We start from the raw sequence: 21,299 nt of genomic DNA, 5'->3' as shown, positions 1-21,299 counted from the left end.
CCTGTGCGGTACGTCAGACACGGCCGCCTGCTTCAGTCGTAACGCAATTCCCGATTCCGGAAATCACGTTGTAGCACTGATCGCCGATCGTGGCGGTCCAACCGGGGCGGTCAGATGGATGCCCGGCGATCAGGAAAAGTCAAAACCAGATAAATCGATCAGGGAGTCAATAATGGACAATCTGCTTGGCCAATACGCGCCGAAGATCGACCGCGATCAGGGCACCACGGATCCGCGTCCCTATGCCTTGGGCTACACGGAACGTGAATTCCAGCGCCTGGAACTGCAGGGAGCGCTCATTCACGACCTTACGGAGGATTTCCTGCGCCGCGCGGGGCTGGGACCGGGTATGCGCGTGCTCGACATTGGCTGCGGCGTCGGCGACGTCTCCTTGCTGGCCGGGAAGCTGGTCGGGCCCTCGGGAAGAGTGCTCGGCGTCGATCGCTCGGCGGGGGCGGTAGACATTGCCGAGCGGCGCGCCACCCAATCCGGCCAGTGTTACTGGACACGCTTTACCACAGGCGAGCTTGATACATTCTCACCCGACGAGACTTTCGATGCGGTGATCGGCAGGCTCGTCCTGATGTATCTGCCCGATCCGGCCGCAACCCTGCGCAGGCTTGTCGGGTTTCTTCGGCCGGGCGGGATCGTCGCCTTCCAGGAAATGGCGATGCCGCTCACCCGCAGTTTTCCGGAGGCGCCGCTGTTCGGCAAATGCCGCGGCTGGATAATCGAGACGATCGAGCGGGCAGGTTTCGAGGTCGACATGGGTGGCAGGCTGCCGATGGTCTTCGCCGGCGCAGGGCTGCCGGCGCCGCAGATGAATTCCGCCGGCCTCGCCGGTAGCGGGCCCGACTCGCCGGTCTACGACTATGTTGCCGAGACCTTGCGCAGCCTGCTGCCGATGGCCGAGGCGGTCGGCGCAGCGACCGCCACCGAAATGAGGGTCGATACGCTCGCCGAGCGACTGCGCAGCGAGGCCGTCAAACAGCAGATGTGCATTATGCTGCCGCCCCTTGTCGGCGCATGGGCAAATACGCCGGGATAACGAAGGAGAGATCGATGCTCGACACTGCCGTCAGCGAGCACGAGGGCCATCTCGTCGATCCATACAATGTCGAGACGCTCGACGTGCTGGGACCTGTGGTCCAGTTTCTTACACCGTCGCGCGATGACGAGCCTTGCGTCATGCGCGGCACCATACCGCCGGGTGTTGTCGTGCCGCTGCACAGCCACGCCGACCCGGAGACCTTCATCCAGATTTCCGGCGAGATCGAAGGGCTCTCGCAGTCGCCGGAAGGCTTCGTCTGGGTATCCATCCGGCCGGGCGATATTTTCCACGTGCCGGGCGGGGCGAAGCACGCCTTTCGGAACCTGTCGACCGGGCCGGCCGTGATGATCCTCGTCAGCACGTCACAGATAGGCCGGTTCTTCCGGGAAATCGGCAGGCCGATCACCGGGGAAAGCAGGCATTCTGATCCTCCCTCAGCCGATGCGATGCAGCATTTCCTGAAGACCGCCGCAGCATATGGCTACTGGAACGCGACGCCGGAAGAGAATGCGAGTGTAGGTCTTTCACTGGCGCCCCGCTGATCTGGACAGCGCTGGCAGCGGCTCACGGGCCTGCTTCGAGGAAAGCCCGGGCAAACCCGGGTTGCGCTGCTTCTATCGTTCCATCGGGCAGCTTCAAGAGCCGGTCGATTGCGATGCCGTAGAGCCGCAGCCGATCGTCGAGCAGCCGCGCCGCTTCGTCGATATTGCCCTGCTCGGCCTTCAGCAGGGCGCGGTGCATTACATCCCGAAAGATCAGCCGCAGCTGCAAGAACATCTCGGCGAAGGCTTCCGGGTCGGGCACGTCGAAGATGCCTTCGTCGCTGCCTTTCCTGAGCAGATCGGTGATTATCGGCATGGCCAATTCCCTGGCCGCCCGGTCGACCCGATGGAAGAGGGCAAGGTTTTCGGGCCGGAACAGGACGAAAAATGTCTTGCGCATGTGCGGAGCAAGCTCGACGTTCAGCCGCCGCGAGCCGGCAAACAGGGCATTGAGACGGCCAAGCCCATCGAGTGAGGGATCGTTGAGCACGGGCTGCAACTCGGTGAAGCTGTCTCGGGCGAGACGTGTGGCGAGCGCCTCCAGCAGGGCCTCTTTCGATGCGAAATAGTGGTAGAACGCGCCCTTCGACAGGCCGGCCTCGCGGATGATGTCGTTCACCGTCGTGTTGTCGTAGCCGCGCTCGAAGAAAAGCCGCTGGGCGCAGTCGAGGAGCTCGGCGGATCGTATCTCCGGCGGCTTTATCACTCGGGGCAAATCAAACCTCACAAAGTGCAGGTGGGGCAAGAGAAGCACGAACCGGAGCTTTATGCAACTTTTATAGACCGACGGTCGGTCTAGTGCTATTATCTGTCACCGCAGGACATTCGGATTCGATCATGAAGGAGAGTCCCTTGCGACGGATACGCTGGACTGTCGGCATCGTTGTTGTCGCGGCCGCGGCTGCGTTCGGCGCCTGGTATCTTTGGCAACCGGCCAAGGTTTCGGTGGTGACGCCACAACGCGGCGACGCGGCGGAAATCGTTTACGCGAGTGGCTCCGTCGAGCCGCGAACCTGGGCCAAGGTGACTCCGGTGGTTCGCGAAAGGATCGTCGAGCAATGCAATTGCGAGGGGTCGAGGGTTGCACAAGGCGACGTGCTCGCCAGCCTCGACGACAGCGAGGCCCGGGCCGTGCTTGGCGAACTCGAAGCGCGTCAAGCGCTTGCCCAGGAAGAGCTCCGGCGGCTGACGGTGCTTGCCGAAAGGCGTGCGGCGAGCCAGCAGGCTCTCGATCGTGCGCAGAGCGAGCTCGGCCAGATCGAAGCGCTGGTCGCCGGACAGAAGGCGCGACTTGACTCCTACGTGTTACGCGCGCCGAGCGCCGGCGTCGTGCTCAGGCAGGACGGCGAGGTGGGTGAGGTCGCCGAACTCGGCACGGTGTTGTTCTGGGTCGGCGAGCCGAAGCCGCTCCTCGTCGTCGCCGAGGTCAACGAGGAGGACATACCCCGGGTCGAGGTCGGCCAGCACGCGCTGCTTAGATCCGACGCGTTCCCCAGGCAGAACCTGGAAGCCGTGGTCGACAGCATCACACCCAAGGGCGATCCGGTGACGAAGACCTATCGCGTCCGTTTCCGCCTGCCGGACGATACGCCGCTTCGTATCGGCATGTCGACCGACGTGAACATCGTCATCCGCGTTTCGAAAAACGCGCTGTTGATCCCGTCCGTTGCTGTGGACGGGAATAAGGTGTTCGTCGTCGAAGCCGACAAGGCCTGGCAACGTGAAATCCGAACCGGCATTCGCGCCACCAATGGCATCGAGGTTCTCTCGAGTGTCGATGAGAGGGCTCGCGTCATCTCGCCCTATCCCGCCGACCTCGCCAACGGCGCGCGCGTGAGCATCACCGGCGCCCAGGAGCAATGAAGCACGATGCCGCTCATCTTCGACATCGCCCTCACGCACATTGCCGGCCGCGGTCGCCAGACGCTGGTTGCCGTGATCGGCGTTGCGGTCGGTGTCGGATTCTCCATTGCCATGGCGGCGCTGATGCAGGGTGGGCAGGACGATTTCGTCAGGCAACTCGTCGACACGATGCCGCATGTCGACATCACCGACGAGCAGCGCACAGCCCGCCGTCAACCGGCCGAGGATGCTTTTGCGACAGTAGCGATTTCCGGGCTCAGGCCGCGCGACGATCGCCGCGGCATCATCAACCCGACCGCCGCGACCTCCTGGCTGGAGAGCTGGATTCCGGGTCGGTTCGCGGCAAGCCTCAAAACGCAGGGTGTGATCCGCTTTTCCAGCCGCGAAGTCGGCGCGGCGATCATTGGCATCGAACCGGAGCGCGAGTCCGGCGTGTCGCCGATTGTCGGAAACTTCGTCGAAGGCAGCTTTTCGGCGCTTGCCGCGGGCGGCAACAACGTGCTCATCGGCGACACGATGGCGAGCCGGCTCGGCGCCGGGTTCGGTGACACGATAACGGCGGTTTCTGCCGAGGGACTGTCGCGCAACTTCAAGATCGCCGGCCTGTTCCACACCGGCACCACCGCGCGCGACGAAGGCGAGGCCTATGTGCTTCTGAAAAACGCGCAGATCCTCTCGGCGCGTCCGAACGCCATCAACGAGATCCGCATCAAGCTCGACGATCCTGACCGCGCTCCGGCGGTAGCGCAGCGCGCCGAGGCCGAACTGGGCTACAAGGCGGTGGCGTGGCAGGAGGCCAATGAATCGATCCTCGAAGCGCTCGTCGTACGCAACGTCATCATGTACACCGTTGTCGGCGCGATCATGCTGGTCGCTGGCTTCGGCATCTACAACATCATCTCCACCATCACGCACGAAAAGGCGCGCGACATCGCCATCATGAAGTCGCTTGGCTTCCCGGAATCCGACATGCGCCGGCTCTTTCTGCTGGAAGGCGTCGCGATCGGCGCTGCCGGCTCCGTGCTCGGCGGGCTGCTCGGCGTCTCCACGACCTATGCGCTGTCGCTGGTGCGTTTCGAGATCGCCGCGACCGGCCAGGAGATGACCCGCCTGCCGATCGCCTGGAGCTTGATGCACTACGTCATCGCGTCGGCTTTCGCGCTGGGCTCGGCGGCAGTGGCCGGCTACCTGCCGGCGCGTCGTGCGGCGCGCCTGAACCCCGTCGAGATCATCAGAGGCGCGTCATGAGCGCACTCATCGAGACCAAGAAACTGACCCGCGTGTTGCCCGAGACGGTTCCCGTCACGCTGGTCAAGGACATCACGCTGGCGATCAACGAAAGGGAATTCGTCGCCGTCACCGGTCCCTCCGGCTCCGGAAAATCGTCATTGCTCTATCTGCTGGGGCTGCTCGACCGGCCAACCGCCGGGACGTTGACAATAGGCGGCCGCGACGCCGAGCCGATGAATGAAAGGGAGCGCGCGCGGACCAGGCTTTCGATGCTGGGCTTCGTGTTCCAGTTCCACTTTCTGCTGCCGGAGTTCACGGCGCGCGAAAATGTCGAAATCCCAATGCGCAAGCTTGGCCGGCTGGCGCGTCCTCAGATGCGCGAACGGGCCGGTGAACTGCTCTCATCCCTGGGACTCGGCGAACATCTCGACAAGCGGCCTGACCAACTCTCGGGCGGCCAGCGTCAGCGCGTCGCGGTAGCACGCTCGCTCGCCAACGACCCGCCGCTTATCCTCGCCGATGAGCCGACGGGGAGCCTCGACAGCAAGAGCTCCGAGCAGGTCTTCGCAATCCTGGAGAACCTGGTGCGCGAGGGCGGCAAGACCGTCGTGGCAGTTACGCATGATCTCGACATGGCGGCGCGCGTGGATCGCCGCATTCACATCGTGGACGGGAAGATCGGCTGAACCGGAACCAATCGGCGTTCATGGGATCAGGCATGGCGCGAGCCTGTCCAATGATCATCGGGGTCGCGATCAGGACACCCGCGCCGCGCCGAAATTGGCATCGAGCCAGGCTATTGCCTCGGTCACGTCGTCGAGACCATAGCTTGCAACCGTAGGCCCGCGCGGCTTCACGCGGATAGAGATGCCGATGGCCTCGTTTATTGCCTCGAAACCGTTTTCGTCAGAGGTGTCATCTCCGAGGAATACGGGGCGCCGGCCGGCAAAGGGCTGGATTTCCATGAAACGCCGGATGGCAGCTCCTTTGACGGCTTCCAGCGGCATGAGTTCCACGCCCGCGTTTCCCGCAATCACGCGGTACCCAGGCGGAAGCTGCGTCAGTGCCTGTTCGACAAGCTGCGTAGCCCGGGCAAGTAGTTGCGGCGCAGCGCGGGTATGGATGGCCAAGACCGGTCCCTTGCGCTCGATGTAGACCTTGCGTCCACCCAGTTCGGCTTCAATCTCGTCGGCAAGAGCCGCGATATCCGCCGGAGCGTCGGCAATGTCGACTTGACCGTCCGGCGTCAACCGATGCTCGAGCCCGTACAGCCCTGCAACGCGCAGCTTCAGGGGATGAAACAATCTGTCCACGGCAGCGACCGAACGCCCGGTGATGAAGGCGAGGGCGCCGCCCAGCCTTCGCTCGATATTTCCGAGAAGCTGACGCAGTTCGTCACCGACGAAGACAGCGTCTGGATGAGCGGCATGTTCCAGCAAGGTGCCGTCGATATCGAGAAAAAGCGCCCATTGCTCTTCCGGCAGGTCGGGGGCCAGCGGCAGTCGAAGGTCTGTCACGACGCCGCCTTTCGCGCCCGCTCGAAGATGGAAACGACGTTGTTGCGGTTGGATGGCCGCTCGCCGTTGCCGGTCACCCCGCGCTTGCGAAGGCGCGCAGCGTCCAGCAGCATGCTGCCGGCCCAGCGATAGACGTTATTGTCGCGGACCATCTCGCGCATAGGCCGCATGCGCTCGCGCTGCTCGTCCGGCGACATGGTCAACGCCTGCAGCAGCGCCTCGCTCATCATGGTCGCATCATAGGGGTTGACGATCAGTGCCTCCAGGAGTTCGCGCGAAGCGCCGGCAAAGGTGCTGAGCAGCAGCACGCCCTGTTCGTCGTCGCGCGCCGCGACGAATTCCTTGGCGACCAGGTTCATGCCGTCATGCAGGCTGGTGACCATGCATATGTCGGCGGCGCGATAGATCTCGTAGACCTGCTCCTGCGAGTGATGTTCGGCGAGCAACAGGACGGGACTATAATTCTCGCCGCCGTAGCGCTGGTTGAGCTCTTCGGCATAGCGAACGCATTCGTCATGAAGTTGCTGGTAGGCCGGCAATGTGCCCCGGCTCGGCGCCGCGACCTGCAGGAAAACCACTTTGCCTACCCATTCGGGATGTCGCGTGAACAATTCGTCCAAGGCCTGAAAGCGATCGGGAATGCCTTTGGTGTAGTCGAGGCGCTCGACGCCGACGCACAGTTTGACGTTCGCCGGCAGCCCGAATCTTTCGCGGACACGGGCACGGCATTCCTCGACAGCCGGCAATCTTGCCAGCAGTTCGGCCGGCCATTCTATGGAAATGGGGTAAGCGTGGACCAGAGTCGTTTGCCCGCCATGGGAGATCGCCGCGTCCGCCCGTTCTATCCGGCTTTCCAGGGTGCGATCGACGCTTTCGGTGAAATTATTGGCATGAAACTGCGTATGGAAGCCGATGATGGAGCTGCCGAGCAAACCTTCCAGGATCCGTTCACGGCATGGACAGATGCTGTACACTTCCGAGTTGGGCCATGGGATATGCCAGAAAGTAATGATGATCGCCTCGGGCAGGCGCTCACGGATCATGCGCGGCAAGAGCGCGAAGTGGTAGTCCTGAACCAGCACGATCGGCCGCTTGTTGCGCGCTTCGGCAACCACCGTATCGGCGAACTTCCGGTTGACGGCCTCATAGACCTGCCAATCCGACGCGCGAAAAATCGGGCGGGTGAAGGCGATATGACAAAGCGGCCACAGACCTTCATTGGCGAAGCCCAGATAATAGGCCTGGTATTCTTCCTCGGTCAGCCAGACCCTGCGCAGCGTGTAGGACGGATTGCCAGGCGGCACCTCGACCCGATCGTTCTCGTCGACGGTGAAACGGTCCGCTGATCCGCCGCCATACGCAATCCAGGTGCCGGCACAGGCGCGGGTGATCGGCTCAAGTGCCGAAACCAGCCCGCTGGCCGGCACCAGGAGCTCGATGCCATCATCCCTGGTGTTGTGGATGTAGGGCTCGCGGTTGGATACGACGATCACCTGCGTCTCCGGCAGATCGTCGGCCAGGATCTTGCGCAAGGTGTCGGGCGACCATGTGATCAGCGCTGCATCGGCCGAGTGGCCATTCTTTTCAAACTCCCGCAGCACCGTGCGAGCCGCTTCCGAAGCCAGGTCATCGCCTGCGGAGGATGCGGCCGCAGGTATGTGGCGCCGGCGGGATATCGAGAACACCAGGGCAACAGCGGAAAGGCCAAGGCTTGCAATGATTAGAACCCAGAGCACCTCTATGCCAAAGTCTGACATGGGAACAACGATCTTCTCCGGCCGGTCGGTGGCCATTTTGTTAGTTTTTCGAATTCGCGGCCGCCAATCAGCTGCCGTGCGTCGGAACGCTCGGACGGGCCATCGGTTCCGCTAATTTGCAGCCCGGCGGCTGGTTCCATGCGTAAGCCAAACTAGGTCCGCACGATGAGCGGCACCAACCCCTCATGCCGGTCGGCGAGAAAGGCGACGACCCTATCGCCGACACGCTGGAATGTCAGATCCACCTTCCTGGTGCCAACGCCAAGATGCCTCAGCGTGAGCATGTCGATACCAATCGGCAGCCTGGGACGGGTGACGTGGATTTCGCCGTCCCAGCCGTCGATCTCGAGGCCGAGGCAGGCCTGCATCAGCATGAAGGCAGACCCAGCCGACCACGCCTGCGGCAGGCAGGCGACGGGATAGGCGATCGGCGCTTCGCCCGGCGCGCGGGTAAAGCCGCAGAACAGTTCGGGCAGCCGCATGTTGAAATGGACAGCCGATTCGAAGGTGCTGCTCATCAGCCGAATCACGCTTTCGCGCTCGCCAAAGCGTGCCAGACCGGCGCCGCACATGGCGGTGTCATGCGGCCAGATCGAGCCGTTGTGGTATGACATCGGGTTGAAGAACACAGCATCGTCAGCGAGCGTCCTCAGCCCCCAGCCCGAATGGAAGGACGCCGAAAGCAGCTGGTCGGCGACCATCTGCGCCCGTGCCGGCGCGGGGAGGCCGACATAGAGAAGGTGCCCGACATTCGACGTCCGCACCTTGCAGGGCTCGCCGGCGCCGTCGATCGCCAACGCGTAGAAGCCGAGATCGTCCAGCCAGAAATGGCGTTCGACAGCGGCGCGCATGGCCTCGGCGCTGCTCTCCCAATGATCGGCCCTGTCGATCTCGCCGCGGCGACGGGCGAGCTCCGACAACCCCCGGAACGCGGCAAAGGCATAGCCTTGCACCTCCACCAGGGCGATCGGTCCCTTGGGGGTTCGGCCGTCGGCATGGAAGACGGAATCGCTGCTGTCCTTCCATCCCTGGTTGGCGAGGCCGGACTCGGCGGCACGCTGATAGGTGACGAAACCGGTCGGCCGGCTTGCCTCCTCGATCCATTCAGCCGCAGCGCAGAGCGACGGCCACAGGCTGTCGACGAACGCCATGTCACCGGTACGGTCCGCATAGGCGCAGGCGAGATGGATGTAGAGTGGCGTCGTGTCGACACCGCCATAGTAGCGGCCGAACGGGAGCTCCCGCAGCGCCGCCATTTCGCCTTTGCGGGTCTCGTGCATGATCTTGCCCGGCTGCGAATCGCTGAACGGCGATGTCTCCGTCGCCTGGTGCTGGGCAAGGAAGGCCAGCACGCCTCGCGCCAAGCCCGGGTTGAGCCACAGCATCTGCAAGGCGGAGATCACGCCGTCGCGGCCGAACGCCGTCGAAAACCAAGGGATGCCCGCATAGGGGTAGGGTCCGGTCGTAAGCTCAGTGGTCAGCAGCGCCACATCCGCGCGGGCGCGCTCGACCCAATCGTTGAAGACGCGCCCGGAACTGTGCACCGTACCACCATGGCGACGCTTGGCCCGCATGCCGAAGCGAGCCCGGGCCGCGGCGGCGCGGAAGCGATCGCGGTTCGGTGTTTCCGCCGTTTCGGGACCGACTTCGACATACAGCACCTTGCCGCTGCGCCTAGTCACGGCAATCAGGAAGTCCGCTCGGTCGCCCGTCAGCTGGTCTGGCGCCTGCGAGAACGATATCGCCGATATCCGCGCAAGCCCGTCCAACCCGTCGTAGCGCAGCAGCACGCAGGTCGCATCCGTCTTGGCAGCATGGGCCATGCCGCGCTTCAGCCTTGTCGATCCGCGCACTTCGAACATGTCGCGGAAATCGGCGGCAAAATGCAGCGAGACGCGGATGATGGAGTGTTCCTGGCTGTAGTTGGAAAGGGTGATGCGTTCAAACAGCCGGTCCTGCCAAAGCAGCCTGACGCGTTCGATATGGATCGCGCCCTGCGGAATGTCCCGGCCGCGGACGCTCTGCATCGGCAGATTGGTCAGGTTGGAGGTGAAGAGCACATTGTCCTGGCTGAGCGACGCACCGAGCAGCGATGTCTGCCGGTCGCCGACGGTCAGCCGGAATTCGGAAAGCACTCGCGTGTCGTCACGGAAGAAACCGTCGCCGGCGCCGCGGATATCGCCGTAGGCGTCGGCCACGGCAAAACAATCGCCTTGCTTGAGGGCGAACAGCCGATGCGGCTCTCGAGGTGCGGTGGCGTCCAGGGACGCAAGTGCTACCGCGGGATCAAGCTGGCGCTCGTCGAGTTGGGCCATTCTCTACATATCCCTCTCGTTTCGCCCCTTTGAGGTAATGCCGCTCACGACGCTCTTGCTTCGGCCGAGGCGCCGATCAGGCGCGCATAAGCGGAAACATAGTCGCGGGTCATTCTTTTGGCAGAAAACCGCCTTTCGAAGACAGTTCGCACCTTCCGCCTGTCGAGCCGCAGCAGGTCGGGCACAGAGGCAACCGCGCCTTGCATGGAATCCACGATAAAACCGGTCACGCCTTGATCGACGATTTCCGGCAAGGCGCCGGATTTCCAGGCGATCACCGGCGTGCCGCAGGCCATCGCTTCTATAACGGCAAGACCGAACGGCTCCGGCCAGTCGATCGGGAATACGAGGCCGGCCGCGTTGCCGAGGAATTCCGCCTTCTTGTCTTCCTCGATCTCGCCGACATAGTCGACACGATCGCCGTCGACCAGCGGCTCGACCATGTTGCGGAAATAAGCCCGGTCGTCGTCGCCGATCTTTGCTGCAAGCTTCAGTTTCAGCCCCGAGCGCAGCGCGATCTCGATGGCACGATCCGGACGCTTGTCGCGCGACATCCGGCCAAGGAAGGCGAGGTAGGGCGCCCCTGGGCTCGGCTCGAAAACCGGCTTGTAGAGTTCGGTCGGCAGCCCGTGGTGGATCGTCGCCAGCCAGTTGGCGTCGGCCAGCCCCGTCCTTTGGCTGCCGGACACGGAGATCATCGGAAAGCGCGGAAAACGCTCATAGGCCGGCGCCAGATCGACGTAGTCGAGCCTGCCATGCGGCGTCGTCACCGTCCGCTCATGGATGTGCTCGAAGAAGGAAAAATGCAGGAAATGGCTGAGGTGGAAGTGAATGATATCAAATTCTTGAGCTCGTTTCCTCACCTCGGAAAGCATCGAAAGGTGGGCGGCTGTCTCGGATTTCAGCGGGCTTGGGTCAAGACGCAGCGCACGCTCGCGGCACGGCACCAATTCTGCCGAGGTCCTTGTATCGCCACTGGCGAACAAAGTTACGTCATGGCCTAGCTCCACCAAGCCTTCAGTCAGATAGGAGACAATGCGCTCCGTGCCTCCATAGAGCCGAGGCGGCACGGATTCGTGGAGCGGCGCCACATGGGCTATTTTCATAGACTGGCATTTCCCAGAAAGACCATCGCTGATGTCGAAATGCACCACTCCCCCGAACGTTCCGCAACGGCAAGGAGTCGGGCGATGACTGGCGATTCACCCAGCCGGCCCGCTGCCGTTTATCAAGGCCGTGGGCGTTTTTGCCGGGAACCAATTGGCTGGCCGTGAATTTAACTAGGTTCGATCGAACGCATCGCGATCGACGGGAGGAAAAGATGAATCGCCTGCAATTCTATACGCCGGTGCGCATTGCGCGCGGGCACGGAGAACCTGTGGAAGAAATCGACAATGTCAGCGAAGCGATGACGTTTTTGCGCCACTGGCCGAAGGGTAGGCGCGGCCCGGTGTATCAATGCGCGCTGAACTGCTGCGCTGCGGCACTGGCAAGTCAGATGTCTGCCGAGGAAGCAAGAAAGGCTTTTAAGGGCTTTGCCCGGATCACCCGGCTCCTGGATGATGACATAGCGCTGCCGATACGCGGCGAAAAGATGGACAGCGCATACACGCCTCGGCGATAGACGCCAGCGCTCCCAGGTGCCAGTTTACCGACCAGCCCAGTTGGCGAGCAAGCAGCACCGCGACAGCGGCGATCTGCGTCGGTGGGCAGGATGCCCGGGCGCCTGGATCCAGGCCGACCCCAAAATCATGGCAAGACCGAAATGCGTCCCAGAAGAGCCACCAGTTCCGCCTGACGTCTCGTTTCGGTCTTGGCGAACAGCGACGCAAGCTGTGAGCGGATCGTGGTGCGGCTGAGCCGCCAGCTGCGGGCGATCTCCAACGGCGCATCGCCCTGAGCCAAACGCAGAGCCAGATGCGTTTCCGCGCTCGTCAGGCCAAACATCCTTTGCAGTGTCTGAGGGTTTGGCCCCGACCTGTTCACACGGCCAAGCAATGCCACGATGCTGGTTCCATCGGGGGCGATAAGACCGTTCTCTTTCAGTACCACCGGCCTGTCACCTGTGCTGCGGATCACCACCCAGGAAAGGGAGCCCGGCAGGAAAGGCGCCGGAACATTTGCGACCAGCCGCCTTAGGGCTACCGAAAGTGCACTGGCTGTATCAGCCGCTTCGCCTTTGTGCTCCAGAGTGGGGCGCTCCGGTGTGGGGCGCTCCAGCGTGGTTAGAGCGGCCGCGTTCCATTCGATTACTTTTCTGTCGCGGTCTAGTACGAGATAACCACAGCCAAGGCGATCAAGCATGCCGGTGACGGATTCCAGGCTGCGTCTCCTTGGTTCGTCGCCCCCGGTCTCCGGCCGATCTGATGCACGAGCTGAAGGATAAGCATACGAGGGCCGCGTCACCTGCTCGTCAGGGTTATACTTGACTCCTGTCGTGATGTACCGGTCGCCCGCAACGGCATCACTGTATCTAACGATCATAGCCATTTTCCAACCTCCCCAAAGGTCCATCAGTCCGTAGTAACGTGCCCGGGATTTACGAACAGTCTTCTTGCGCAGGGCTCGCAAAAAATGCGCTCCCTGCTGTCTTGAAACTCGTTATATTCTGATGAGTTCTGTTCGCCCCTGTTTGATAAAATGCGCGCTGTGATAGTGGTATGGCAATCCCGCAGTCGGACTAGGTTGTACGTTTTTTGCTCTAGTCTCGATGGCCTAGTCAAAAGGTAGTAGTCGATGTCGATGAACTGGCAGTCGCGCAGGTCGGATTTGAACCCAACGGGCAGACTGCTAACTCACATTGCCTCCGCATCGGTGCTGGCTGCTACGCTGATATTTGAAACAAAAGCGTCAGCATACATCGGAGAAGGGTCGAGTTTCCTGGAATTTATTCCAGCTATTATTATCATTTCCTACCTTGAAGACCGTGGTCCTGCGCTTGCGGCAACGGTCCTGATGGTGGTTGCCGGCTTGTGGACACGAAGCACCCTGCATGGTCAGATCTCCGGCGAAGATTGGGCGCGCGCCATTCTGCTGCTGATTTCCGGTTGCGTGATTGCCATGACATTCCATCGGCTGCGGCAGGACGTACGTGAGCTGCTGGAGGTAGCCGAAGCCAGGCTCGCTGCCGTCGAAGCAACCGAAAGCCGCTATCGTTGGGCTTTCGAGCGCGCCGCAATGGGGTTCGCAAACATCAACGAGAAAGGTGAGCTGCTGCAATCCAACAGACGCCTTAGCGAGATGACAGGCTACGAGGAGGACGAGCTTGCCCAACTGCAGCTGGAGACACTCGTCCATCCGGACGACCGTGATGCCTTGGCGCAATTGCTGGCTGGCCTGGGCAAAGACTCTGCTTCGTTCGCTTCGGAGGTGCGTCTCTCAAGAAAGAACGGTTCGGCATTCTGGGCGCGGCTAACGCTGTCTTTGTCCGTGCCCGACGGGGTTCTCTCAGAGACCATTTTCGTGGTGGTCGACGATATCTCGGGACGACGAGCCGTGCACGAAGCGCTTCGGGCTCAGAAGGAGTGGCTGGATCTCGCTTTGTCTGCTGGACGCCTGGCCACGTGGCGGATCGACCTTAAAAACGGCATCGTCACCGGTTCGGGTGCGTTCTGGGACATTCTCGGACTGCCCTCGGCCGGCAGCCGCCGGTTGGAGGAACTGTCGGCCGTCGTTCATCCGGCGGACTGGCCAAAGCTGGCTGTATCGAGAAAGCTCGCATCGGTCACCAACTACGACGTCGAGATTCGCGTCCGACGACCGGACGGACATATCCGCTGGGTTGCTCTGCGCGGAAGGGAAGAGAAATACGATGATCGTCTACAGCGGCTCGGCGTGGCCGCCGACCTGACCGAGCGACGGCAAACCACGCTGCTGCGTGCCGCGGCAAAGAAGCGGGAGCGCATCATGCTCGAGCAACGCCACAGGTTCATTAACCTGTTCCCGGTGATCACGGCACTGGTGAACATGGTCAATGATCCCGAGGACAATATCGCCAGGTACAAGGAGACGCTGATCGACAGAATTCGTTCGCTCGAGGCAACGCATCTGCTGCTTTCGGGCAACAGCAGCGGGTCGGGGATGCTTCACGATCTCGTTGTCCAGGAGCTGCAACCGTATATGGGGACACGCGAAATATCTGTCGGCGGTCCCTCGGTTACGATGTCGGGAGGCGCCGCCGAGAGCTTTGCGATGATTGTTCACGAGCTTGCGACCAATTCCTTGAAACATGGAGCGCTTGGCGATTCAAAGGGCCGGGTCGAGGTAAATTGGACGTTCGCATCGGAAGATGCGGGCGGTGACATCGTGTTCGATTGGGTGGAATCAGGGCGGCGGCGGCCGCCTTCAAAAATTGTCCGCCATGGCTTCGGTTCAATGATAATCGGAGTGGATGGGGCGCCGCTGGTCGGTCACTCACCCAAGCTGGAAATGACGGATCACGGGCTGCGCTATTCGCTGCGGCTGTCACGCAAGGAAATCGGCCCCTGACGCCAGCGGCCAAGGCCCCTTGCGTATCAAAAGAACGTGGTGCTGTAATTAGTTGATATCTCTCGTTAACCACGTCTTCAGCATAACGGCAGCCTCGGTCCGATTCCGCACCCCAAGCTCACGCAAAACTGCAGCGGCATGGATTTTCGTCGTGGCTTCGGCGATCTCCAGATCGCGCGCAATTTCCTTGTTCGAATACCCTTCCGCCATCAGCTTGAGGACCTCCTTTTGCCTCGAGGTCAGCCTGCCAAGATTGCCGGTGTTGGTGCGTCGCTGCGGGACAGGCTCGGCGGGAGCAGGTACGTGAGTTGTTTGCGCAGCACCGGGGCGCGACAGAAGTGCAGGGACGTAGATGCGGCCCGAGAGGATTTCGTTGACGGCCATGACGACCTCCTCGTCTTTTTGCGACTTTACGATATAGCCGTGGAGACCGATCGACAGAGCCGTGAGTATCTCCGAGCGTGAATCGTTTCCGGAAACGATGGCAAATCGCGTATCCGGATAAGCCGACAGAATGCCGCTGAGCACTTCCTGATTGAACAATCCCGGCATGTTCAGGTCCAGGATCGCAAGATCAACGGACGCCTGCTCGGCCAGCAGACTGAGCGCGGCGTCGAAACACGACGCCTCAAATATCTCCACACCTGGAATGCCTGCGCTCAGAGCCAAGCGCAGGCCACGACGATACAGGCCGTGATCGTCGGCGATGACGATTCGATACATTGAACTACCCCAACGAAACCTGCATGGATTGAACGGTCACCGGCCTTTGGAGTCGTGGCCAATCACTCGTCAATTCATCCAGTCAACGCCAGCGGTGCCCCAACACCGCAAGCCCAGCTTGCTAATATAATCCTAAAAGGCAGGTAAGGCTCCTCTTTTTTTGAACGCTGTCAACGGGAACCGCTGAACACGTCGAATCTTCCGTTCCTATCCTCCAGGACCATGTGCCAACGCCTTGAGACGATGCCGATAGCTCGCGATCGCCAATGCCCATGGCGAGGCGTGTTTTTCGATTGTCGATCGGGAACTTAGTGGTTTAACTTCCACTCAATTGTCGGGCACCGCGACCGGCAAGACAGGGAGGGAGCTGTTGTGAGCGAAGAGATCAGTGTCGCCGAAGCCTACCGCAGAGGCCGCACCATCTTCATGGGGCTGGAGTTGCTCATCGCGCCCGGTGCGCTCGTTCCCCGGCCGGAGACGGAGTTGCTCGGCACGACAGCACTTGATGTTCTGCGGCAAATGAACCTGTCGGCGCCGCGGGTTGTCGACATGTGCTGCGGGGCCGGCAATCTGGCCTGCGCCATTGCGCATTACGTCCCTGCCGCGCAGGTCTGGGCGAGCGATCTCACCGATGGATGCGTCGAGGTCGCACGCCGCAACGTCGCCCATCACAACATGGCAGATCGCGTGTCGGTGCTGAGGGGTGACTTGTTCAGTGCTTTCTCGGGCTTGGAACTCGACAGCACGATCGACGTGATCGTCTGTAACCCGCCATACATTTCGGAAAAGCGGCTCGAGGGCGACCGCGCGCATCTGACCGAGTTCGAGCCGCGTGAAGCGTTTGCAGCCGGCCCCTACGGCCTGAGCATCCATATGCGGGTGATCAAGGACGCGCCGCGCTACTTGCGGCGCGGAGGCATTCTGCTCTTCGAGGTCGGTCTCGGCCAGGACCGGCAGGTCATGCGTTTGCTGGAGCGCTCCAAGTCCTTCGAGGGGATCCGGGCGGTCACGAACGAAGCCGGCGAGGGAAGGGTGGTTGTGGGACATACTACGCCGTGAGCGTCAGCCATGCCGCAACGGCTGGCTTAATTCGCGGTGTTCACGGTTCTGGCGCGCTCCAGCAAGAAGCAAAAAAGGTGGCGCTTACTCGTGTCCCTGATCAGCTTTTTGGGCTTTTCTTGATTTATTCGGTGCTATTACAAGCCCGCTGTTGTCCGGGTTTGCGTCGGAGACAAAGCTGTATGCAAAGAATTGTCCCCGGTTCTCGTCGGTTACTCGGATCCAATCCTTTTCCCACCTTCGCAGCGTAACATGTCGATCTGTCGACATGGCGGCGGCTTTGAAGGGGCTAGGCGCGTTGATGACACGCACCGTAATCACGTCATCGCCCTCCATTTGTTCGACGAGGTACGTCTGCATAAAGGCCTCCCCAGCGCCTGTTGCAACCTTAACGTCAGCCAAAAAGTTCGGTTGCAGCGTAGCAAAGAGATTTTCGACAAATGTGACGAACCGACGAGGCGCGCGGGCGAGGGTTAGCCCTGGATCGACCAAGCGGCGCGCAGGTCGTTGGCTTGGGCGATCCTGACGCCGCAAGCAGTCAGAGCGCCTTTGGTCGCTGTTACGAGCGCGGCATTGTCCTTGGCAGTCGTGCCGTCGGCCAGAGTAAAATTGTTCTCGAAGCCGACGCGGGCATGACCGCCCAGCAGCGCACCGGCCGTAACGCAAGCGGTTTCCTGCCGACCGAAGGCGCAGACCATCCAGTGCGTGAAGCGCGGGCGGTCCTGCGCAAGGAAGGGAAGCAGATCGGCCGGTCGCGAAACCTGTCCCGGCGTGTAGCGGCCGAGCACATAGAGCACCGGGATGTCGTTGAAAGGCACCAGCCCGCGCTGCTCCATGGCGGCCAGGGCCGACGCCTCTTCGGGCGCGTAAAGGATGATCTGAGGGGCGATCCGCTCGCTCTTCAACCACGCCAGGAACTGCGCGAAAGCGGTCTCATGGGCGGCGTCCGGCACCAGTTCACGCAGCGCCAGCGAAACCGCCTCAGGGCGGACAGCGCGCACCACCGCCATCTGCTCGGCCGGCTGGTAGCGGCCGATCGCTTCGCTGGTGATCTGGATGATCAGCCGCTCGCCCACCGCATCACGTATCGCTTTCGTCGTCTCGAGATAAGCGTGCGCGTCGAGCAAATGGCCGCCGTCGCGGTCGCGGACATGGGTATGGATCATGGCGGCGCCGGCCTCAAGGCAGGCGGCGGCGGTCCGGGCCAATTCCTGGGTGCCGATCGGCAGGGCAGGGTGGTCTTGCTTGCCACGCCGTCCACCATTCGGCGCAACGGCGATTGCCGTCGGTGCGATAAGTCCGGGGCCGGTCGCGTCCCTGTCGACGGTCATAGGCTCAGTCCATTTGTTTCAGTATTGCGCAGTGTGTAACATATGTTGCATGATAGGTTCGCTGCAAATCGCGCCATCGTCAATCGGGGAAGGCATGACACACATCCTGCACCGCCAGATCCATGCGAGCCGGCCCGTCGCGGTGGGCGGCAAGGGCATCGAACTGTTCGACCGCGATGGCCGTGCCTATATCGACGCGTCAGGCGGTGCGGCGGTTTCCTGCCTCGGCCACGGCCATCCCGAGGTGACAGCCGCGCTCCATGCGCAGGCCGACAAGCTCGCCTATGCCCACACCAGCTTCTTCACCAACGAGCCGGCCGAGACATTGGCCGACAAGCTCGTCGCCGGCGCGCCACAAGGTATCAGCCACGCCTACTTTGTGTCCGGCGGCTCCGAAGCGGTGGAGGCGGCGCTCAAGATGGCCCGCCAGTTTTTCGTCGAGACCGGCAGGCCAGAGCGGCAAAACGTCATCGCCCGCCGCCAGAGCTATCACGGCAACACGCTCGGCGCTCTCGCTGCCGGGGGCAATGAGTGGCGCCGCGCCCAATTCCGCCCTTTGCTGATCGACACGCATCACATCGACCCGTGCTATGCCTACCGCTACCAGAAAGCCGGTGAGAGCGAGGCGGCCTACGGACTGCGCGCTGCCCAGGCGCTCGAGGATAAAATTCTCGAACTCGGTCCGGACACTGTCATGGCCTTCGTCGCGGAACCTGTGGTCGGCGCGACAGCAGGAGCTGTGCCCGCGGTTCCCGGCTATTTCAGGCGCGTTCGCGAAATCTGCGACCGCTACGGTGTGCTCCTCATCCTCGATGAGGTGATGTGCGGCATGGGCCGCACCGGGACGCTGCACGCCTGCGAGCAGGACGGCGTTGCGCCCGACCTGATGACGATCGCCAAAGGCCTCGGTGGCGGCTACCAGCCCATCGGTGCGGTGCTGCTTTCGCGCCGCATCTTCGACGCTTTCGCCGAAGGCTCCGGCTTCTTCCAGCACGGCCACACCTATATGTGTCACCCGATGGCCTGCGCGGCGGCGCTCGCCGTCCAGGAGGTGATCGCTCGCGACGATCTGCTCGCTAATGTCCGGGCGATGGGAGAGCATCTTTCGCGGCGACTGGGCGAACGGTTCGGCAACCATGCCCATATCGGCGACATTCGCGGGCGCGGCCTTTTCATGGGTGTAGAGTTGGTCGAGGATCGCTCGACCAAGGCGCCCTTCGAACCGAAGCGGAAGCTCAATGCGAAGATCAAGCGCGAGGCGATGGCGCGCGGCCTGCTGGTCTATCCCGCAGGGGGCACGATCGACGGCGTGCGCGGCGATCATGTGTTGCTGGCGCCGCCCTTCATCATAGACGCCGCGGCAATCGACGCGGTTGTTGAACGGCTCGGCGACGCGATAGACGCTGCAGTGGCATAGCGCCAGCGCTCTTCATTCCGGCAGATAGGCCCCGAACGCCTGTAACTCCAATTCCGTCTCCCTGACACGAGCCGCGGCTGCCGGCCCGCTGCGCGCCAGCATCGTTGCGGCTAGCGCTTCCACGATAGCCATGGCTGCGGCTACCGACGGGAAGAAGGACGGGCTGTCGGTAGAGAATCGCAAGACAACCTGCGCATGCCGCGCGATCGGAGCAGCCATGCTGTCGACGATCGCGACAATCGGAACGCTGTGTCGTTGCGCAGCCTCCACCACGGGCCCGAGTTCACGCGAATAGGGCGAAAAGCCGATCGCGACGACCGCTTCCTTCTTTCCAAGCGCTGCCAGTTCCGCCTCGATCGCACCGCCGTCGCCGCCGAGCAGGGTGATCTCGCGCCGAAACATCCGGCAGAGATAGACGAGCGCGTGGGCGGGCGCGCGGCAGCTTCGGAACCCGGCGACACGTATGCGCTGAGCCTTCTCCAGTATCGCGCAGGCCCTTGCGATTTCTTCGCTGCCGTTGACCGCTTCGGCCGTCGCCAGATTGGCCACCGTTGTCCTCAGCGATTCGGCGAAGATCGTCTCCGACCTGCGCCTGACAAGCGCATCGGCCCTTGCCGCGAAAGGCGTCTTGCCGGAGCGCAGCCGGTCTTCGAACGGCTTGCGCAGCGCCGCCCAGTCGCCAAAACCCAGTCGCCGCGCCAGTCGCACGAAGGTCGTCGGTGTCACCTCTGATCGCGAGGCCAGCACCCGCATGGAAACCAGCGCCACCTCGTCGGGATGATCGACCAGGAAGCGCGCCGCCTTGCGCAACTCCGAGCTCAATTTTGGGAGTTCGGTCAGTATGCGCGCCAAAAGCGCGTCGAAACCCATCTCCCGACCGTCCATTGTAACAAGCATTTCCCTTGATTGATAAAGCGCAACAATCGTAGCATGCATCGACGTGCCTTGACACCAAAACACCGGACGGCCGCGACGGCACGCAAAGTACCAAGGGAGAACCAGATGAAACATGCCCGGACTGCACGCCTCGGAGTGCAGATCGCCGCCTTGTCGGCGGCGCTGCTGTTTTCGGCCAGCGCAATGGCGCAGCAGAATTTCGTTACCATCGGGACCGGTGGCGTCACCGGCGTCTATTATGCCGCCGGCGGCGCTATCTGCCGGCTGCTCAACAAGGATCGCAAGACACACGGCATCCGCTGCTCGGTCGAATCGACCGGCGGATCGGCATTCAACGTGAACACGATCAAAGAAGGCGAACTCGACTTCGGCATGGCCCAGTCCGACGTCCAGTACAACGCCTACAAGGGGCTGGAATCGTTCAAGGACGGTGGCGCCCATACCGATCTGCGCGCGGTTTTCTCGATCCATCCGGAGCCGTTCACGGTGCTGGCGCATCCCAATGCCGGCGTGACGAAGTTCGAGGATTTCAAGGGCAAGCGTTTCAACGTCGGCAATCCCGGTTCCGGGACGCGCGCTTCCATGGAGCGTCTGCTCGGTGCGATGGGCTGGACGTTGGCCGACTTTTCGCTCGCATCGGAGCTGAAAGCGGACGAGCACGGGCCGGCGCTCTGCGACGGCAAGATCGACGGGTTCTTCTACGGCGTCGGCCATCCTTCAGCGAACATCCAGGATCCGACGACTACCTGCGCCGCCAAGCTTGTGCCGTTGACTGGAGAGGTCGTGGACAAGCTTGTCGCCGAGAATCCTTACTACGCCAAGGCGATCATCCCAGGCGGTCTTTACGCAAACAATCCCGACGATACCGGGACTTTCGGCGTGCTCGCCACGTTGGTCACCTCGGCCAAGGTTCCCGATGAGAGCGTCTACCAACTGACCAGGGCGGTGTTCGAGAACTTCGACGAGTTCAAGTCGCTGCATCCGGCCTTCGCCAATCTCGATCCCGCCAAGATGGTCGCGGAAGGAAATTCCGCGCCGCTGCATCCGGGCGCTGAAAAATACTTCAAGGAGAAGGGCTGGTTGAAGTAGGCTTCGTGACCTGACGACGG

20 protein-coding genes are annotated in these 21,299 nt (G+C 62.2%); 10 read left to right on the top strand and 10 right to left on the bottom strand.

Annotation, left to right across the window (positions count from 1 at the left end; translation table 11 throughout):
- The first annotated feature begins 172 nt into the window (after nucleotides 1-172).
- Together AC0L18_RS00375 and AC0L18_RS00370 are read left to right on the top strand one after the other, a co-directional pair.
- Entirely contained in the window at nucleotides 173-1,048 is an 876-nt protein-coding gene (locus tag AC0L18_RS00375) for a class I SAM-dependent methyltransferase (RefSeq protein WP_473490176.1), read from the top strand.
- A gap of 14 nt (nucleotides 1,049-1,062) precedes the next feature.
- Complete coding sequence (locus AC0L18_RS00370; protein WP_473490175.1) at nucleotides 1,063-1,593, top strand: cupin domain-containing protein; 531 nt, start codon at nucleotides 1,063-1,065, stop codon at nucleotides 1,591-1,593.
- Between the two features lie 22 nt (nucleotides 1,594-1,615).
- On the opposite strand, the gene AC0L18_RS00365 is transcribed toward AC0L18_RS00370, so the two are convergent.
- Nucleotides 1,616-2,299, bottom strand: a complete 684-nt coding sequence (locus AC0L18_RS00365; protein WP_473490430.1) for a TetR/AcrR family transcriptional regulator — start codon at nucleotides 2,297-2,299, stop codon at nucleotides 1,616-1,618.
- A gap of 131 nt (nucleotides 2,300-2,430) precedes the next feature.
- Here AC0L18_RS00365 and AC0L18_RS00360 point away from each other — a divergent pair, with 131 nt between their 5' ends.
- Genes AC0L18_RS00360 through AC0L18_RS00350 form a run of 3 tightly spaced genes read left to right on the top strand, consistent with a single transcriptional unit; the run spans nucleotide 2,431 to nucleotide 5,372 of the window.
- Nucleotides 2,431-3,456 carry an efflux RND transporter periplasmic adaptor subunit gene (locus AC0L18_RS00360; RefSeq protein ID WP_473490174.1) on the top strand — a complete coding sequence of 342 codons (1,026 nt, stop codon included), beginning with the start codon at nucleotides 2,431-2,433 and terminating at the stop codon, nucleotides 3,454-3,456.
- Nucleotides 3,457-3,462: 6 nt separating this feature from the next.
- Entirely contained in the window at nucleotides 3,463-4,704 is a 1,242-nt protein-coding gene (locus AC0L18_RS00355) for an ABC transporter permease (protein WP_473490173.1), read from the top strand.
- Nucleotides 4,701-5,372 (top strand): ABC transporter ATP-binding protein, encoded by a 672-nt coding sequence (locus AC0L18_RS00350; protein WP_473490172.1) that lies wholly within the window; start codon nucleotides 4,701-4,703, stop codon nucleotides 5,370-5,372. The genes AC0L18_RS00355 and AC0L18_RS00350 overlap by 4 nt, the downstream gene beginning before the upstream one ends.
- A gap of 69 nt (nucleotides 5,373-5,441) precedes the next feature.
- Here the strand turns inward: AC0L18_RS00350 and otsB are convergent, their stop codons facing one another.
- From otsB to AC0L18_RS00330, 4 genes are all read right to left on the bottom strand, one after another.
- Nucleotides 5,442-6,203, bottom strand: a complete 762-nt coding sequence (gene otsB, locus AC0L18_RS00345; RefSeq protein WP_473490171.1) for a trehalose-phosphatase — start codon at nucleotides 6,201-6,203, stop codon at nucleotides 5,442-5,444.
- Nucleotides 6,200-7,960 carry an alpha,alpha-trehalose-phosphate synthase (UDP-forming) gene (locus AC0L18_RS00340; protein WP_473490170.1) on the bottom strand — a complete coding sequence of 587 codons (1,761 nt, stop codon included), beginning with the start codon at nucleotides 7,958-7,960 and terminating at the stop codon, nucleotides 6,200-6,202. The genes otsB and AC0L18_RS00340 overlap by 4 nt, the downstream gene beginning before the upstream one ends.
- 152 nt (nucleotides 7,961-8,112) lie before the next feature.
- Nucleotides 8,113-10,275 carry an amylo-alpha-1,6-glucosidase gene (locus AC0L18_RS00335; protein WP_473490169.1) on the bottom strand — a complete coding sequence of 721 codons (2,163 nt, stop codon included), beginning with the start codon at nucleotides 10,273-10,275 and terminating at the stop codon, nucleotides 8,113-8,115.
- 44 nt (nucleotides 10,276-10,319) lie between these two features.
- A complete protein-coding gene (locus AC0L18_RS00330; RefSeq protein ID WP_473490168.1) occupies nucleotides 10,320-11,381 on the bottom strand; it encodes a glycosyltransferase family 4 protein in 1,062 nt (353 codons plus the stop codon).
- A gap of 215 nt (nucleotides 11,382-11,596) precedes the next feature.
- Here AC0L18_RS00330 and AC0L18_RS00325 point away from each other — a divergent pair, with 215 nt between their 5' ends.
- The gene (locus tag AC0L18_RS00325) at nucleotides 11,597-11,899 is read left to right on the top strand and encodes a DUF982 domain-containing protein (protein WP_473490167.1); all 303 of its coding nucleotides are present in this window, start codon (nucleotides 11,597-11,599) and stop codon (nucleotides 11,897-11,899) included.
- Nucleotides 11,900-12,024: 125 nt separating this feature from the next.
- On the opposite strand, the gene AC0L18_RS00320 is transcribed toward AC0L18_RS00325, so the two are convergent.
- Entirely contained in the window at nucleotides 12,025-12,765 is a 741-nt protein-coding gene (locus AC0L18_RS00320; RefSeq protein ID WP_473490166.1) for a helix-turn-helix transcriptional regulator, read from the bottom strand.
- A 246-nt stretch (nucleotides 12,766-13,011) separates the two neighbouring features.
- Here AC0L18_RS00320 and AC0L18_RS00315 point away from each other — a divergent pair, with 246 nt between their 5' ends.
- Entirely contained in the window at nucleotides 13,012-14,763 is a 1,752-nt protein-coding gene (locus AC0L18_RS00315) for a PAS domain S-box protein (protein WP_473490165.1), read from the top strand.
- A gap of 48 nt (nucleotides 14,764-14,811) precedes the next feature.
- Here AC0L18_RS00315 and AC0L18_RS00310 read toward each other — a convergent pair whose 3' ends face one another.
- Complete coding sequence (locus tag AC0L18_RS00310; protein WP_128168176.1) at nucleotides 14,812-15,486, bottom strand: LuxR C-terminal-related transcriptional regulator; 675 nt, start codon at nucleotides 15,484-15,486, stop codon at nucleotides 14,812-14,814.
- A 372-nt stretch (nucleotides 15,487-15,858) separates the two neighbouring features.
- Here AC0L18_RS00310 and AC0L18_RS00305 point away from each other — a divergent pair, with 372 nt between their 5' ends.
- Nucleotides 15,859-16,545 (top strand): N5-glutamine methyltransferase family protein, encoded by a 687-nt coding sequence (locus AC0L18_RS00305; protein WP_473490164.1) that lies wholly within the window; start codon nucleotides 15,859-15,861, stop codon nucleotides 16,543-16,545.
- Nucleotides 16,546-16,629: 84 nt separating this feature from the next.
- Here the strand turns inward: AC0L18_RS00305 and AC0L18_RS00300 are convergent, their stop codons facing one another.
- Together AC0L18_RS00300 and AC0L18_RS00295 are read right to left on the bottom strand one after the other, a co-directional pair.
- Nucleotides 16,630-16,905 (bottom strand): hypothetical protein, encoded by a 276-nt coding sequence (locus AC0L18_RS00300; protein WP_473490163.1) that lies wholly within the window; start codon nucleotides 16,903-16,905, stop codon nucleotides 16,630-16,632.
- Between the two features lie 113 nt (nucleotides 16,906-17,018).
- Nucleotides 17,019-17,876, bottom strand: a complete 858-nt coding sequence (locus AC0L18_RS00295) for a beta-keto acid cleavage family enzyme (protein ID WP_473490161.1) — start codon at nucleotides 17,874-17,876, stop codon at nucleotides 17,019-17,021.
- Between the two features lie 94 nt (nucleotides 17,877-17,970).
- Here AC0L18_RS00295 and AC0L18_RS00290 point away from each other — a divergent pair, with 94 nt between their 5' ends.
- Entirely contained in the window at nucleotides 17,971-19,293 is a 1,323-nt protein-coding gene (locus tag AC0L18_RS00290) for an aspartate aminotransferase family protein (RefSeq protein ID WP_473490160.1), read from the top strand.
- A gap of 12 nt (nucleotides 19,294-19,305) precedes the next feature.
- Here the strand turns inward: AC0L18_RS00290 and AC0L18_RS00285 are convergent, their stop codons facing one another.
- The gene (locus tag AC0L18_RS00285; protein ID WP_473490159.1) at nucleotides 19,306-20,178 is read right to left on the bottom strand and encodes a MurR/RpiR family transcriptional regulator; all 873 of its coding nucleotides are present in this window, start codon (nucleotides 20,176-20,178) and stop codon (nucleotides 19,306-19,308) included.
- Nucleotides 20,179-20,295: 117 nt separating this feature from the next.
- Between AC0L18_RS00285 and AC0L18_RS00280 the strand changes: the two genes are divergently transcribed.
- Complete coding sequence (locus tag AC0L18_RS00280) at nucleotides 20,296-21,279, top strand: TAXI family TRAP transporter solute-binding subunit (protein WP_473490158.1); 984 nt, start codon at nucleotides 20,296-20,298, stop codon at nucleotides 21,277-21,279.
- The last annotated feature ends 20 nt before the right edge of the window (nucleotides 21,280-21,299 follow it).

Source organism: Mesorhizobium sp. WSM4819 (genome assembly GCF_055811215.1).
The sequence above is the reverse complement of the archived record's forward strand: the minus strand, read 5'-3'. Positions and strand labels throughout refer to the sequence as shown.